At 60.7% G+C, this 13,968-nt stretch carries 14 protein-coding genes; 8 read left to right on the top strand and 6 right to left on the bottom strand.

The annotated features are described in order from the left end of the window. The first annotated feature begins 6 nt into the window (after positions 1-6). Both NW812_RS09410 and NW812_RS09405 read left to right on the top strand, forming a co-directional pair. Entirely contained in the window at positions 7-528 is a 522-nt protein-coding gene (locus NW812_RS09410) for a thermonuclease family protein (protein WP_414396172.1), read from the top strand. 50 nt (positions 529-578) lie between these two features. Then, positions 579-1,232 (top strand): cofactor assembly of complex C subunit B, encoded by a 654-nt coding sequence (locus tag NW812_RS09405; RefSeq protein ID WP_414396170.1) that lies wholly within the window; start codon positions 579-581, stop codon positions 1,230-1,232. A gap of 34 nt (positions 1,233-1,266) precedes the next feature. Here NW812_RS09405 and bchI read toward each other — a convergent pair whose 3' ends face one another. Beyond that, the gene (gene bchI / locus NW812_RS09400; RefSeq protein ID WP_414396168.1) at positions 1,267-2,325 is read right to left on the bottom strand and encodes a magnesium chelatase ATPase subunit I; all 1,059 of its coding nucleotides are present in this window, start codon (positions 2,323-2,325) and stop codon (positions 1,267-1,269) included. Positions 2,326-2,598: 273 nt separating this feature from the next. On the opposite strand from bchI, the gene NW812_RS09395 reads away from it, so the two are divergent. Both NW812_RS09395 and NW812_RS09390 read left to right on the top strand, forming a co-directional pair. Next, entirely contained in the window at positions 2,599-2,991 is a 393-nt protein-coding gene (locus tag NW812_RS09395) for a DUF4168 domain-containing protein (protein WP_414396166.1), read from the top strand. Positions 2,992-3,103: 112 nt separating this feature from the next. Next, a complete protein-coding gene (locus NW812_RS09390; protein ID WP_414396164.1) occupies positions 3,104-3,643 on the top strand; it encodes a DUF3611 family protein in 540 nt (179 codons plus the stop codon). Between the two features lie 111 nt (positions 3,644-3,754). Here the strand turns inward: NW812_RS09390 and NW812_RS09385 are convergent, their stop codons facing one another. Both NW812_RS09385 and psaK read right to left on the bottom strand, forming a co-directional pair. Then, on the bottom strand, positions 3,755-3,892 hold the full coding sequence (locus NW812_RS09385; protein WP_414396163.1) for a photosystem II reaction center protein K: 138 nt from the start codon (positions 3,890-3,892) through the stop codon (positions 3,755-3,757). 572 nt (positions 3,893-4,464) lie between these two features. Next, positions 4,465-4,710, bottom strand: coding sequence for a photosystem I reaction center subunit PsaK (psaK, locus tag NW812_RS09380; RefSeq protein ID WP_414396161.1), 246 nt, complete (start codon positions 4,708-4,710; stop codon positions 4,465-4,467). Positions 4,711-5,025: 315 nt separating this feature from the next. On the opposite strand from psaK, the gene NW812_RS09375 reads away from it, so the two are divergent. Continuing rightward, on the top strand, positions 5,026-6,003 hold the full coding sequence (locus NW812_RS09375) for a fatty acid desaturase (RefSeq protein ID WP_414396159.1): 978 nt from the start codon (positions 5,026-5,028) through the stop codon (positions 6,001-6,003). Positions 6,004-6,186: 183 nt separating this feature from the next. Here NW812_RS09375 and NW812_RS09370 read toward each other — a convergent pair whose 3' ends face one another. Then, positions 6,187-6,855, bottom strand: coding sequence for a J domain-containing protein (locus NW812_RS09370; protein WP_414396157.1), 669 nt, complete (start codon positions 6,853-6,855; stop codon positions 6,187-6,189). Between the two features lie 72 nt (positions 6,856-6,927). Here NW812_RS09370 and NW812_RS09365 point away from each other — a divergent pair, with 72 nt between their 5' ends. Beyond that, entirely contained in the window at positions 6,928-7,230 is a 303-nt protein-coding gene (locus NW812_RS09365) for a DUF3082 domain-containing protein (RefSeq protein ID WP_414396155.1), read from the top strand. Here the strand turns inward: NW812_RS09365 and NW812_RS09360 are convergent. After that, on the bottom strand, positions 7,126-9,315 hold the full coding sequence (locus tag NW812_RS09360; RefSeq protein ID WP_414396153.1) for a transglycosylase SLT domain-containing protein: 2,190 nt from the start codon (positions 9,313-9,315) through the stop codon (positions 7,126-7,128). The genes NW812_RS09365 and NW812_RS09360 overlap by 105 nt on opposite strands. A gap of 69 nt (positions 9,316-9,384) precedes the next feature. After that, positions 9,385-11,316, bottom strand: coding sequence for a S9 family peptidase (locus NW812_RS09355; RefSeq protein WP_414396151.1), 1,932 nt, complete (start codon positions 11,314-11,316; stop codon positions 9,385-9,387). A gap of 137 nt (positions 11,317-11,453) precedes the next feature. Between NW812_RS09355 and mnmH the strand changes: the two genes are divergently transcribed. Further along, complete coding sequence (mnmH, locus tag NW812_RS09350) at positions 11,454-12,575, top strand: tRNA 2-selenouridine(34) synthase MnmH (protein ID WP_414396149.1); 1,122 nt, start codon at positions 11,454-11,456, stop codon at positions 12,573-12,575. A 104-nt stretch (positions 12,576-12,679) separates the two neighbouring features. Beyond that, positions 12,680-13,957, top strand: a complete 1,278-nt coding sequence (locus NW812_RS09345; RefSeq protein ID WP_414396147.1) for an MFS transporter — start codon at positions 12,680-12,682, stop codon at positions 13,955-13,957. The last annotated feature ends 11 nt before the right edge of the window (positions 13,958-13,968 follow it).

Below are 13,968 nucleotides of genomic sequence, written 5' to 3'. Positions count from 1 at the left end.
CGGCGTATGGCTTTTGGCTGGGCGGTGTTGGGATGGCTCCTAGCCCTGCCTGTTCTTCCCGGCCACGGGTTTGGGGAGCGGCGGGTTGTGCCTGACACCCCCTTCTACTTCGACAACCACTACTTTGATCGCTACCCCGAGGCAGTGGTGGTGGGCGTGGTCAATGGCGACACGCTGGTGGCGCAGATTGAAGGGGAACAGAAATTGCGCTTGATCCGGCTGGCCGGGATCCAGGGCCTTAGCCCCCAGGAGGATCCTTTTTATCAGCAGGCGCTTGAGCTAATGCGTGAGCGCATCCTCCGCCGCACGGTCAAGCTGGAAGGGGATAAGCTGCTGCGCAACGTCGATGCCACTGGCTTGGTGGAAGCCTATGTCTGGCTGGAGGGCCAGCAGATGAACGCCCTGCTGGTGCGCAACGGCTTGGCTCGCATTGCCTCCTATACCCACAACATCAAGTACGACAGCTACTTCCGCGGCCTGGAAAAAAGAGCTCGCCAAGAGCGCCTCGGCATCTGGAGCCGCCTCTAAGACCTTGGGTAGCTCTAGACTGGACTTAGCGCTAGACGTCTCTTCCTGCTTTGAGGGTCAAGCGAGATCCCAACCGCTGGCTGCGGCGACTGCCTTTGGTGGCAGGCGTTTTGGGCAGCATTCTCCTAGTCATCAACCGGCTGGCCTTTACGCCAGAACTGCTGGCCAGTCAATCCCGCTCTGACGCCTTGGGGATCCTCCTCAGCGCCGTCTTAATCCTAACTGGCCTTTTGTGGCAGCAGGTTCAGCCCCGTCCTCCCCAGGCCGCTCCCCTGCAGGGGAGTCCAGGTTGCGATTGGCATCCTGAGCTGTCTGAACGCGAAAAACTGGAGCTGGCCTGGGCCTCCCACACTCTCCTTAGCACTACCGCCGCCCGCACCGTGGTGATCTGGGTGGAGGGACGCACTCTGCTGCAGCGAGGGATCCTAGCTAGCCCTGGCCAGTTGCCCTCCCTACAGCCCCAAGGCACTCTGCAGCAGGTGTTGAAGACGGGGCAGCCGGTTTACCTAGGGGATCTGCGATTTTTCCCCGCCCGCGCCGAGTTCGAGGGCCTGTTGCCGCCCGGATCCCAGGCGGTTCTCTGCCAGCCCATTGGCCAAAAGGGATGCCTTATCTTGGGCAGTGACAGGCCGCGCAGCTTCAGCCGCCAGGAGCAAGCCTGGATTGCTGCCATCGCCAACAAACTAGAAACCCTGTTTGCCTAACTCCCCCCCCTGGAGGAGGGGTTGGGAGCAAGGGCTAGGCAGCGCTCTCCAGGCTCACCTGAAACACCTCGCTAAAGGCCTTCTCGACCTTGTAGCCGGAGTCGATGGTTTCCAGAGGATCCTTGCGCAGGCGGTGGCGCAAGCACAAGCTAATCACCCGGCGAATGTCGGCAACAGTAACTTCCGTACGCCCTTCTAGAGCCGCTAGGGCCTTGGCCGCCCGGTTGGTGACGATATCTCCCCGCAGCCCGTCGACTTCCAAGGCCGCACACACGCCAGAGATCTTCAAGCGCAATTCGGGATCAATCCCCACCTGCGGCAATAGGTGTTGGGCTTTTTCAATGCGCTCCCGCAGGCGCTGCTGGGCATCGGCGTATTTGGCCAGGAAAGCCTGGGGATCGGCGTCGAACTGGCTGCGCTCTTCCACAATCTGCACTCGCAGGGCCGGATCCCGCACCGTTTCGATGCGGACAAACATGCCGAAGCGATCCAGAAGCTGGGGGCGCAGCTCCCCTTCCTCGGGGTTGCCGGATCCCACGAGCACAAAGCGGGCTGGGTGGCGAATGGAGATCCCCTCCCGCTCGACGGTGTTCCAGCCGGAGGCCGCCGCATCCAGCAGTACGTCCACCAGGTGGTCGTCCAGGAGGTTGACCTCGTCCACATAGAGGATGCCGCGGTTGGCCTTGGCCAGAAGCCCCGGCTCAAAGGCCTTCACCCCTTGAGAGAGAGCCCGCTCGATATCCAGGGTGCCGCAGACCCGGTCTTCGGTGGCCCCTAAGGGCAAGTCCACCATCGGCACCTGGATCCAGGTGGTTTCCAGGGTTTCTCCTGCCTGCAGGCGCTCCCACACCTGATCGCTCATCAGATCCCGCTGCCGCGGATGGCTGTTGAAGGGATCCCCTTTGACGACCTCAATTTTGGGAAGGAGATCGGCCAAGGCGCGGATGGTGGTGGATTTGCCCGTGCCCCGATCCCCCATGATCAGCACGCCGCCGATGCGGGGATCGATAACGTTGAGGAGCAGGGCCAGCTTCATTTCTTCCTGGCCAACAATGGCCGTGAAAGGGAAAACCGGGCGACGCTCCAAGTTCATAAAGCCACAACCAGCAATCCACCCTCATTATCCCCCTTCTGGGCTGTTCAAGGCCCCAGCAGGAACCTCAGGGCCACTTTTTGGTCAAAAGAAGTAGGCGCCGGCGACAACTAGCGGTGGCTTGCCTGGGGTAGCTTGAAGCGGGTTGCAGACAAAAGCTACACCTAGGAGAAGATCCCAGCGACACCGGCAACGCAGTGATTGGGTGGGGAGATAGTAGCGGTGTTTGGTCAAGCAGGTCGGAAAGGAGGAGCGGCACTCTCGCTGGCAAGCGTGGCCCAGAAAGGGCTGGTGGGCTTGATCTGGGTTTGTACCTGGATCCCGCTGGTGGGTGTTTCCCTGGCTGTAGCCCAAACCCCTGCCACTCCCCTAGCTCTAAGCGATGAACAGGTTACCAAGTATGCCCGCATCGTCTTGGAGATGGAGCCCCACCGGCAGGAAGCCCAGCAGCGCTCTCAGGCTACCGAGGATCCGGCCACCAAGGATCAAATCCGGCGGGAGTTCATTCGCACCGCCACCGAGATCATCACCCGCCATGGCATGACCGTGCCGGAATATAACCGCATCACCTTGTGGATTCGCTCTGAAGAAGGAAAAGAGCTCAAACAACGCATCGAGGCGGAAATCCTGCGCCTGCAAAGCAGGGACTCCCATCGCAAGCCCTAGCCTTCTAGATGACCCCACGGCTTGAGGTAGAGGCTTCTGCGCCGCGCCTTGCGGTGACGGGGGGCAGAGGATGGGGATAGGCTGGAAGCGGATAGAGAGCGGGGGAAGAAGGATGAGCGGACCCATGTCGCAGCTAGGAGGGGCGACGGTTGAGCGCATGCGGTCTCGCTTGCGCTTGACGCGCCGCTTTGGGTTCTGGTTTCAGGGGGTTCTGGGGGCAACGGCCCTGCTGCTGTGGCTTGGTTTTTTAATTGGCCAGAATACCGTCTATCGAGATGACTCGCTGGGGGCTACTATCGCCTTCTGGTTTACTCTGCTGACTTTACTCACTCTAGCAGCCGGCCTCTTCCTCAACTGGCGCTACTTGCTGCACGCAGAGCGCCGCTCAGCTTCCGCTACTGCCTCAGGCCAATTCGATTTGCCCAAGCAATTGCAGTTGGTTACCTACGTCAGCCTCATTGGAGCGTTCCTGGCTTTGATTGGCATGGAAGCCCAAGTCGGCGAGCTATTGGCACGCATTTTCGCCCGCACCCAGGCCAACCAGGTAACAGGAGTACTGCTCTTGGCTGCCAATATCAACGTCACCTTCGCCCACTTTGTCTGCTTGGCAGGAGTGCTCTGGATTACCGGTGTCCTTGACCGCAATCTCTGACTCCTCTAGAAGAGCTACTAGCCTGGGGCAGAGCATTCTGCAAAGACAACTAACCCCTCCGCGAGTGCAAGAGGGGCGAGCCGGAGCTACCGATTCCAGCCGACTGGGACGTTACTTAAAGCCCACCGCCGCCTGCCAGACAAAGGCAAGCAGGAAAAACAGAACGGGGATGATCGGCAAAATATCGACCAGTGGGTCGAACAGTTCATAGCCTTCTGGCAAAGCAGCCAGGAGCATCGTTACAGGCATGACACCAAACCTCACCAGGAAGGAAGTGGGACTAGAGAAACGAGTTCGTTAGGGATTTTCCTATTGGCTCCAGATCTTGGCTGGGTCGCAGTTTTCCTGAACCGCTCTGAAAGACTTATTCAACCCCGGGCAAAAGCAGACTTTCGCTCGGCGTTGAGGCTTTCTTCCTGCTTCCACGACCCGTAGCTAGTAGTAGAGTTCACCTCTGCTACCCCGCCAGAGGGATCTCCACAGGCGTCACTTCCCCGCGAGCTGCAGGTAGTTGCTCCTTGCTCTTGATCGAGCACACAGGCTAAAGACGGAGCCAACTTTAGCCTAGGCAAAACGCCTACCCAAGAAGATGTACCTGCTAGCCTACTAGCTCAGCCCATCTACGTCAAGGCAGAAGGTTAGTTAGGTCCGGTGAATCAAGGACTAGAGGAGAACCCTGAGGGCAGGAGTGCTTTCAAGAAGCTGCGTCGCCACCTTACTGGCAGAGCCATAACTAGGCTAGCACAAGGCGACTTGTCCTCGGTCGCGGCAGCAGTGCAGAGCGCTTGGCACGAAGGCCAGGGCTTGCGTTGCCATGCAACCTAGAGAACCCCCATGTTGGAGAGGCCCAAGATTACTCCTACCCCCAGCAGATGACCAAAGCTGGCAACTCCCAGGACTTCTGGCCAGGTCATCCCCAACACCGGTCCAGTTTCTGAAGCGACCCCCGAAGAGGACTTGAAGCTCAGGTATGCCAGTCCTGTGCAGAGCAGAATGATCACCGCGCTTAGGGGAGACCAGGGGCTGGTGTGAGCGGTTATAGCTAGCGGCGCAACAAGGAGCAGCATGGTTTTCCTCCTTGGCTTAGGTTAACCGCCCCCTAGATTACCCCTGTTTTGCAAGACTTAGAGGGATCCCCCCGCGATCTTCACATGAATTGCAATAGAGGCCGCAACAAAACCTCACAACAGTTCTTGCCGGGATCCCTGTCGGCGGCAGTTGGGGTTGGCGGGAAAATCAGGCCTGACGGGACAAGCTGAGCGGTTCTGTGCCGTATACTAACGAAAGTTAACAAAGTTTATCCCTGCCGCTTGCTGGGGTTTGGCGGGTTGCCTTAAACCATCCCCACCGTCTGCGCTGTGCACACTCGAGGATGGCTGCCGATGACTGCTGCTGTGACTCCGCAACCGGACTCCAGGCCTTTTACCTTACCTCGTGAGCTGCTGGGGCCGCCGCCAGAATTTTGGAATCCCACCCTATTGATGTTTCTAGGGTCCGTGGCGCTGTCAGCCGCCTGCTTTTGTGGGTATGCCTTTTGGCATTGGCCCCGCTGGTTGGTGTTCTGGCTAAACTTTGTCGCCCTCTATGTGCTGGGCACGGTAATCCACGATGCCTCCCATGGCTCAGCCCACCGCAACCGCTTTTTGAACGAGGCTATGGGGCATGGATCTGCTCTGTTGCAGGGCTTTGCCTACCCTGTCTTTAAGCGGGTGCATATGCAACACCATGCCCACGTCAACCATCCTGAGAACGATCCGGATCACTACGTCTCCACGGGGGGGCCGCTGTGGCTCATTGCGCCGCGCTTTTTCTACCACGAGGTGTTTTTCTTCAAGCGGCAGCTCTGGCGCAAAGGCCGCTGGGACCTGCTGGAGTGGGCTTTGAGTCGGCTAGTAGTGGTCTTGACCTTTGCCTTGGCCTTCCACTTTGGCTACACCGACTACCTCCTAAACTACTGGCTGCCCCCTGCTTTTATCATGGGGCTTCTATTGGGCTTGTTTTTCGACTACCTGCCCCATCGCCCCTTTCAATCTCAGGAGCGGTGGTACAACGCCAGGGTCTACCCTAGCCGGCTAGCCAACATCCTCCTGTTGGGACAGAACTACCATCTCATCCACCACCTCTGGCCTTCGGTTCCCTGGTACAAGTATCAGGCGGCCTACTGGGTGGCTAAGCCAGAGCTGGACGCTCGCAACTGCCACCAAACCCTGGGCATTTGGCGAAAGGGTGAGTTTTGGAGCTTTCTCTACGACGCCCTAATTGGCCTGCACTGGCACAAGCCTGCCCCTGCGGCTGCCCAGGCCAAGTCACTAGGAGCGTCATCCTCTGCGGATCCTCAGCAGGGCGAAGAGGCCGATTGAGAGGGTCTTGCCCACGCCCGGATCCCTCAGTTGCTGCTGTTTGTCGAGGCAGCTAGCTTGCTGCAGGACGCCGGCCAAGCCGTTGTGGGCGCAGGTGCGCGGGTCCAGGGTCCGGCGGCACCGCTATCGCGAAGGCAAGCCAGCATAGGCTCGATCCCGCTAGAGGGAGATCTTGGCATAGGCCTAGCCAGCCTCTCGGCGCAGCTCTTGGGCCCGTCGAAACAGCTCTTGCCCGGTGTGCAGGTGGCGGTCGTCGAAGTTAAGCGGAAAATGGCTCAGCTCCTCCAGAGCATCTTCCAGGTGGTTGAGGGCGTAGTAGAGGCAGGAAGCCACTTTCCCCAAGCTGCTGGGGTTGGGAAGACGGCGAAAGATCTGCTGAGCTTGGGCCAATTTCTGCGCGCATTCCTCTAGGTATAGGTCAAAGGCCGCCAGCAACTCGGGATCGAAGGGATCGGCGGACAGAGCGTTTAGCTGGGGTTTTAGGGAAGCCAACAGAGATCCCAAGAGTCGGTTCAGGGGGGTGTAAACCTGCCGAATCCAGGCTTCGCGGAGGAGGGCTTCTTGGCTGACCGTCGGCGGCGGGGAGGCTATCGGCTGAGAGCGGCGCCAGGTCTGGCTGGCAAGCAGTTGCCGGTCGTATTCGCGGCGGGCTTGGGGATCCCGGAGCACGGCGTAAGCGGCGTTGATCTGGCGGATCCGCTCAGCAGCGGCCTGATCCTTTTTGGCTAGCAGACTATCGGGGTGGTAGTACTTGACCAAGCGGCGGTAGGCCCGCTTGATCTCGGCTGCCGTCGCCTGCATGGAGACTCCCAAAACCTCGTAGTGGGAAACCGCTTCCAATCCGCTCCCCATCGTCTTCCGCTAGCAAACCTTCACATTCTACGCCGGAGCCTACAATAAAGGTGAGCTCTCCCGTGTTGCCCCATGTCTTCCTCCTCTCCGGGATCCCCCCATCCCCTCAGCGCTCTCTTGGGGGCCACCTTTGCTGCCGGCCTAGGCTACGGTTTCCTGCAATTGCTGCTCTCAATGCTGGCCAAGCTGCCGCCTGTTGATCTAGACAGCGGATCCCTGGCACGGGGAGTCGGCATTTTGGTGCGCTACCTGTTGGTGGGCTCCGTTTCTCTAGTTGCCTTCATGTTTGTCATGGTAGGCTTGGGGCTGGCGGCCTACTCGGTGCAACTGCTGAGGGAGCGGCTGACCTCTTCCCGGCACCGGTCTAGCCTCTAGCTGGAGCGCGCTGGCCAGGGTGCGTCCTTCCCGCGTGTAGAGCTGCCAGTAGTTCCAGTAGTTGCCGAACACCGCCTTGACATAGCCGCGGGTTTCGGCAAAGGGGATCTGCTCCACAAACTCGTCGGGATCCTCAAAGCCAAATTGGCTCAGCCACTTGGCGACGTTGCCGGGGCCGCCGTTGTAGCTGGCCAGGGCCAGCAGGGTGTTGTCTTGATAGGCCCGGTGGGTGTAGTCGAAGTACCAGGATCCCAGGCGAAGGTTGTCGGCAGGGTTGGTGAGGCTGTACTGGGCTAGGCCAATTTTTTGGGCAATCCAGCGGCCGGTGGCAGGCATCACCTGCATCAAGCCCAGCGCTCCTGAGGCCGAGACGATCTCCGGCTCAAAACGGGATTCCTGGCGAATCAAGGCCGCCACCATCAGGGGATTGAGGCTAAACTGTTGCGCCCAGTGGGCCAGGCCAGGCTGGGCATGGGGATCCCTCTCCCACTTGTTCTCGGGGCTGGCGTAGTAGTGCAGCGGGTAGAGGGCCTGCCAGAAGTCTTGCCGTTGCCTTAAACTCTCCAGCAGCGGATCCGCCTCGGTGCTAAAGCGCAGGGCAGCCACCTGGTTGATGCCCCGCAGGTGCTCGCCGGCGTTGTTGCGCAAAATGCCACTTGCAAAGCGCTCGGCCACACTCATCTGGCCCGCATCCCGTCGCTGCAAAGCCATTTCCCCCTGCCAGCGCTCCCAGGCCAGTTGGCTAGCGCCGAGCAAATGCAGGGTCTGGGTAGCCTCGGAAACCGCAGGCAGAGGTTGGCGAACCGGCTGGAAATCCACTTCAACCCTTTGGCGCCCGCTGGAGAAATCTCCTACTGGCCAGCCCAGTTGCGCCGCCGCCCGCCAGCCGTAGTAGGTGCGAGGAAATCGCTGCAGCACCTGCTGATAGGTTTGCCGCGCCGCCGCTATGTCCCCCAGTCGTTCCCGCCATTTGCCTGCCCAGTAAAGTAGTTGCGCCCCCATTTCCGTATCCCGCTGCGCCAAGCCAATCGGCTGAGCCACAGCAATAGCTGCCCTCAGGTTGCCCGCCTGCGCCTGGCGCCAAGCCACTGTCCAGGCGGCGTTGGCTGCTGCTTCGCTGGCCGGGAAGCGCTCCCAAAGAGCCTGCCGCACCGCTTGGGCCAACTGGGGGCTGTTGTTGCGCTCATGAAGCTGGCTGAGGCTGAGGAGAGCCTCTGGGGCCTCTGGATCCGAGCCGGATCCCACCTGGCGAAGTAACTGGATTGCCGTCGGCAGGTCGCTCAGCTCGGCCAGGCGACGCCGGGTGAGGGAGGCCTCTGCAGCGTTGGGAAATTGCGCCAGTAGCGCTTGGTAGGCGGCCCTGGCCTGGGGAAACTCCCGCGAGATCTGGTGGCTGCGGCCCCAGCGGTAGAGGTTCCGCGAGGTGGCAGGGGCGTACCTGTAGGCGCGGGCGGCTTTGCCGTACTCCCGTTGCTCCCAGTAGGCATCGGCCAGGATCTGCCAGTCGGAGGCCGTGAGGGATCCCTCTTGGGCTTGCCGCCAGCGATCCAAGAGGGGGGTTAGCCCAGGGGTTTGCGGGTGATGTTGGGCCAAATCCCGCAGCAGGTCATAGCGGTTGGGATCCTGCTCCAGCAAGTGCTTGAGGGCGCGAGCAGTCAAGGGGTGGGTGGGAAATTGCTGCCGCAGTTGCTCCACCTGGCCTATTCCCCAAAGAGCATAGGCGGCTACAGGACTGTGGGGGTACTCCTGCAAAATCTTGGGCCACCAGACCCTCTGGGCAGTTTCTCGATCCCCCAGCTTTTCGTAGGCCTGGGCCCTAAGCTTCCAAATCTCATCGGTTAGAACGGGTAGCTTCTCTTCCAAGCCTTGCAAGTCCTCCAGGGCCGCTTGGGCTTGGCCGGCCTGCAAAGCTCTGTAGGCGCGCAAAAAGGCCGCGCCAGCAGTCGAGCTCAGGGGTGCTGGAGGCACTGCTGCCATCTCGACAGGTTCTGCCCAGGTGTAAAAGCCCCAAAGGGCACCGCTCAGCGCTCCGCCTGCGGCTAAAGCGCCAACAACCCATCGCCTCCAGCGTCCTCGGTTGCTCATTGGGATCCCCATGCCTTTACGATACTCAACGGCAAAGTCTCGAGCTCCTTACCGGCTGGGAGCCGGTCCTCAAGGGGAAGCGCTCCAGTTTTCGATTGCAACTGGCTCGATGGGCTCTGCCAGGGGAAACCCCAGGATCTGGGCATAGAAGTAAAGCTCTGCCTCCAGGGCCCGTTTGAGGTTGGCTGCCTGGCGAAAGCCGTGCTGCTCTCCAGCAAAAGGCACGTAGGCCACTGGGATCCCTTTGGCCTGTAGGGCAGCCACCATCCTCTCCGCCTGGTTGGGAGGGACGATGGCGTCTTCCAGGCCCTGAAAGAAGATAACCGGGCAATTGAGGTCCTCTAGGTGGTAGATGGGAGAGCGTTCCCGGTAGAGATCCTGCCGCTCCGGGTAAGGGCCGATGAGGCTGTCGAGGTAGTGCGACTCGAACTTGTGGGTCTCTTTGGCCAAAGCTTCCAGGTCGCTGATGCCATAGTAGCTAGCGCCGGCCTTAAAGACGTTGTGAAACGTCAAAGCCGCCAGGGTGGTATAGCCGCCAGCGCTGCCGCCGCGAATGAGCAATCGCTCCCCGTCCACCCGGCCTTGTTGGGCCAGAAACTTGGCCCCAGCGATGCAATCTTCCACGTCCACCCGGCCCCATTGGCCCTTGAGGGCCTCCCGATAGGCCCGTCCATAGCCGCTGCTGCCGCGGTAGTTGACATCCAAGACGGCAATCCCGCGACTGGTCCAGTACTGGATCCCGAGATCGAGTACGGCTGCCGTCGCCCCTGTGGGCCCACCGTGGCTCTTGACCAAAAGAGGCGGCTTCTCGCCGGCAGGGGCCACGAAGTCGCGGTTCTTGGGGGGATAGAAGAAGCCGTAGGCCACTGCCCCGCCTGAGGTGGGAAAGGCGATGGGCTCGGGGATCGACAAATACTCTGGATCGACTGCCACATGGCTGGAGCGGGCCACCACCTCCAGCTGTCCAGACGGCAAATGCAAGCAGACTAGGGCAGGGGCTTCGCTAGGGGAGGCGGCCAGAAAGGCAGCTTTTTCGCCGCTAACTTGGAGGTTGTGCAGCTCGGTGTAGGACAAGGGGATCTCCTGAAGCTCTCCTGAACGGGGATCCAAAAGCGCCAGGTGGCAGAGCCCCTCTTGGCGATAGATGGCCAGGATCCGCCCGTCCTCACAAAAGCCGTAGGTGCTCAAGCCAAACACCCACTGGGGTTCTCCAAACTCGGCTTCCATAGGGCAGAGGGGAAGGGGGCCCTGGGGATCCCAGCGGTAGAGGTTCCACCAGCCGCTGCGGTCAGAAACCAAGTAAAGCTCCCCCTGCGGCGACCACTGGGGCTGGAAGATGGACTCAGCCGGGCCGCCAGCCAGTTTCTGGGGCTCTCCCAAACTGCCGTCGGGGGCAACCTCAGCCCGCCACAGCTCCGTGCCGTCCCAGGGCATTTGGGGGTGATCCCAGGTCAGCCACACCAGGGCTTGACCGTCTGGGCTGAGCCGCGGGCTGGCGTAGAAATCGTGGCCCCCGGCCAAAACCTGCTGAGCTCCGCTTTCAAGGTCAATGGCAACCAGCGTGTTTTCTGGCTCTCCCTGGCGGCTATGATCCTCGCGCACACAGAGAATGCGCCGGTGCCTCCTGTCCACCACCCCGTCGGCATAGCGGTAGGGGCCAGCTTCGGTGAGGGGCCGGATCTCCTCCCCTGGGGACAGGCAGTACAGCCGTTGATCGGCAAAGTTGCAGAAATACACCACTCCCTCAGAGACCCAGTAGGCGCCGCCGCCGTACTCGTGGACTCGCGTGCGCACGTTAAAAGGCTCCGGCGTCAGCTCCTCCACCTTTCCGTCAGCCAAGCGCCGCCTCAGGACGTTGCGCCCTTTTTCCTGGGGCCGGCCCTCGATCCAGTAGAGATCCTGCCCTTCCCAGACCGGTTGTCCCAGGCGCAGGGATCCGGCTACCACCAAATCCGCGCTAATCGGGGACCGCCAGGATCCATAGCCAGCCTGTTGCACCATCTCCCCCTCCCTGCCAGCGACACGCTAGACCAAGAGCTTTATTATGGCGAACGCAAGGGATCCCTGCAAAAGGAAGTATTCTACTGCTCCCGCAGGCAGAAATCTGTCAGGATCGAGCAAGAGAGAATCTCACACCTGTGGCTGCTCCCATTCACGTCACCGCCGAGCCCTGGCTGCACACCTACAGCGAGATTATCGACGTGCGCTCGCCAGCAGAGTATGCTGAAGACCATTGGCCAGGGGCCATTAACCTGCCTGTGCTCGACGATGCGGAACGGGCGGAGGTGGGCACGCTCTACAAGCAGGTGGATCCCTTCACAGCCCGCAAGCGGGGGGCCAGCCTGGTGGCCCAGAACATCGCCCGTCACCTGCAAACCCACTTTGCTGACAAGGACCGGGACTACCACCCCCTGATCTACTGCTGGCGGGGAGGACAGCGTTCGGCCAGCTTGGCCTTGGTGTTGTCCAAGGTGGGCTGGCAAGTAACCGTCTTGCAAGGCGGGTACAAAACCTACCGCGCCTGGGTGCGTCGGCAACTACAGACCTTGCCCCAGCAATTTACCTACCGAGTGCTCTGCGGGCCAACGGGGAGCGGCAAAACCTTGTTGCTCCACTATCTCCATCAGCAGGGGGCCCAAGTCCTGGATCTGGAAGAGCTGGCCTGCCATCGGGGATCCCTTCTGGGGGCCGAGTGGGGGAAGCCGCAGCCCAGCCAGAAGAGCTTTGAAAGCCAGTTGGTCCAGGTCTTCCTCAAGTGGGATCCCGCTAAGCCAGTTTGGGTGGAGGCAGAGAGTGCCAAAGTGGGCCAACTCCACCTGCCCCCTGCCCTTTGGCAAGGCCTCACCCAAGCCGACTGCATCGAGGTGCAGTTGCCCCTAGAAGAGCGCGTGAAGGGGTTGATTGCCCACTATCCCCACTGGATAGCCCATCCCCAGGCGCTCAAGGAGAAGTTGCTGCCCCTAAAAGCCCGCTATGGCCAAGCGCGTCTGCAGCGCTGGTTTGAGCTCATCGACGCCCAAGACTGGCCGCAGTTTGTCCGGGAGCTGCTGCTGCAGCACTACGACCCCACCTACCAGCACGGCCTACAGCGGAACTTCAATCGTATTCGGGCTCGGCTTGAGCTGCCTGACCTCTCCGAGACCACCCTTAAGAAGGCTGCCACCTACCTCCTCGAGGGGCAGTTTGAGGTTGGCCTGACGGGGATCCCTGCACTTCAATCTCCCAGCCCGTCTCTAGCCTGGACATTAAGATTAAGATAAGTAAATCAGCACCCAAAGAATTGTCTGGGCCTGAGCCTCAAGGGAGGCTTGCCGTTGGTGCAGAAGCCTCTAGGGGTGCCCCTCTAGGTTTAGCAGGAGTGCATGTGAGGAAAGTTGGGCAGCTCCAGTCAGCGCAGCGACGCAACTTAGGCGTCCTGTTCGTAGCCGGCTTGCTCTTTTGGGCTAGTTTGTCCTCGCTGCTACCCACCCTGCCCCTCTATGTCCGGGATGCCGGCGGCACTAGCCAACAGGTGGGCTTGGTGATGGGATCCTTCTCCGTTGGGCTGTTGGCTCTTCGGCCTTGGTTGGGGCGCCTGGCAGATGGCCACAGCCGTCAGATTGTGCTTCTTATCGGCATGGGGGCAGCAGCAGTGGCTCCCTTGGGGTACTGGCTTTCGGACTGGATCCCATGGGTAGCGCTGGTGCGGGCCTTCCATGGAATTAGCATTGCTGCTTTTGCCACTGCCTACGTGGCTCTGGTTGCAGATCTTGCCCCCGAGGAAAGACGCGGCGAGATCCTAAGCTTCATGAGTTTGGTCAATCCTCTGGGTATTGCCATTGGTCCCGCTTTGGGGGGCTTCTTGCAGGAACTGGCTGGCTATGGGCCCCTATTTTTCTTCGCTGCTTTGCTGGGAGGGGTGGGCTTTCTCTGTACCTGCGCCGTCCAAGAGCAGCGGCGGGGACAAGGGGGATCCCTGGCCTGCAAGGGGGCCTTCTGGAGCCTTTTGCTTCACCCAAAGGTGTGCTCCCTCACGGGAGTGATGCTGCTGGTGGGGTTGGCCTTCGGCACCCAAACAACTTTTGTGTCTCTGTTAATGCAGGAGGCTGGAGTTCCCTTGAATCCAGGTCTTTTCTACACGGCAGTGGCCTTTGCCAGCTTTGGCGTGCGCCTGCTCACGGGTCCCGCTTCCGATTGCTACGGGCGGGGGCCGTTTATCGCTCTCAGCTTGGCCACCTATGCGCTGGTTATGGGAGTGCTGCTTGTAGCCAACAGCGCTTGGGCCTTTCTGGCTGCTGGGATTGGGGTGGGATCGAGCTTTGGCACCCTGATCCCGCTCATCTCTGCCCTTGTAGCCGACCGCTCTGAGCCAGCAGAGCGCGGGCGCCTGTTTAGCCTGGTGATGTGTGGGTTTGACTTGGGCGTGGGCCTGGCAGGGCCCATTCTCGGCACCCTGGCGGTTGGGTCTAGCTATCGAATCCCGTTTGGCTACGCCGCTCTCCTGGCCTTTGCCTCCTGGGTCTGTTTTGTCTGCTTCTGCAACGGTAAGCTGGTCTCCTCCCTGCGCTTTGCTTTAGGTTGGGAGCCGGATCGCTACAGGTGGCAAGACAAGTCCCCTCAGCGGGATCCCGCTAACTTTCCCTCGCCTCTTGCCCTATCCTAAGCTGAGGTGGC

Origin of the sequence: Synechococcus sp. O70.2, assembly GCF_047462135.1 — a bacterium.
GTDB lineage: Bacteria > Cyanobacteriota > Cyanobacteriia > Thermostichales > Thermostichaceae > Thermostichus.
Note: the sequence above shows the minus strand (reverse complement) of the source record. Positions and strands in the feature narration are given on the sequence as shown.

Bases quoted from the DNA above. Each gene is read 5' to 3' on its own strand.
- NW812_RS09410 (WP_414396172.1), top strand. From the start codon at position 7: ATGGCTTTTGGCTGGGCGGTGTTGGGATGGCTCCTAGCCCTGCCTGTT.
- bchI (WP_414396168.1), bottom strand. From the start codon at position 2,325: ATGAACTTGGAGCGTCGCCCGGTTTTCCCTTTCACGGCCATTGTTGGC.
- NW812_RS09390 (WP_414396164.1), top strand. From the start codon at position 3,104: ATGAGCGGACCCATGTCGCAGCTAGGAGGGGCGACGGTTGAGCGCATG.
- NW812_RS09385 (WP_414396163.1), bottom strand. From the start codon at position 3,892: ATGCCTGTAACGATGCTCCTGGCTGCTTTGCCAGAAGGCTATGAACTG.
- psaK (WP_414396161.1), bottom strand. From the start codon at position 4,710: ATGCTGCTCCTTGTTGCGCCGCTAGCTATAACCGCTCACACCAGCCCC.
- NW812_RS09375 (WP_414396159.1), top strand. From the start codon at position 5,026: ATGACTGCTGCTGTGACTCCGCAACCGGACTCCAGGCCTTTTACCTTA.
- NW812_RS09370 (WP_414396157.1), bottom strand. From the start codon at position 6,855: ATGGGGAGCGGATTGGAAGCGGTTTCCCACTACGAGGTTTTGGGAGTC.
- NW812_RS09365 (WP_414396155.1), top strand. From the start codon at position 6,928: ATGTCTTCCTCCTCTCCGGGATCCCCCCATCCCCTCAGCGCTCTCTTG.
- NW812_RS09360 (WP_414396153.1), bottom strand. From the start codon at position 9,315: ATGAGCAACCGAGGACGCTGGAGGCGATGGGTTGTTGGCGCTTTAGCC.
- NW812_RS09355 (WP_414396151.1), bottom strand. From the start codon at position 11,316: ATGGTGCAACAGGCTGGCTATGGATCCTGGCGGTCCCCGATTAGCGCG.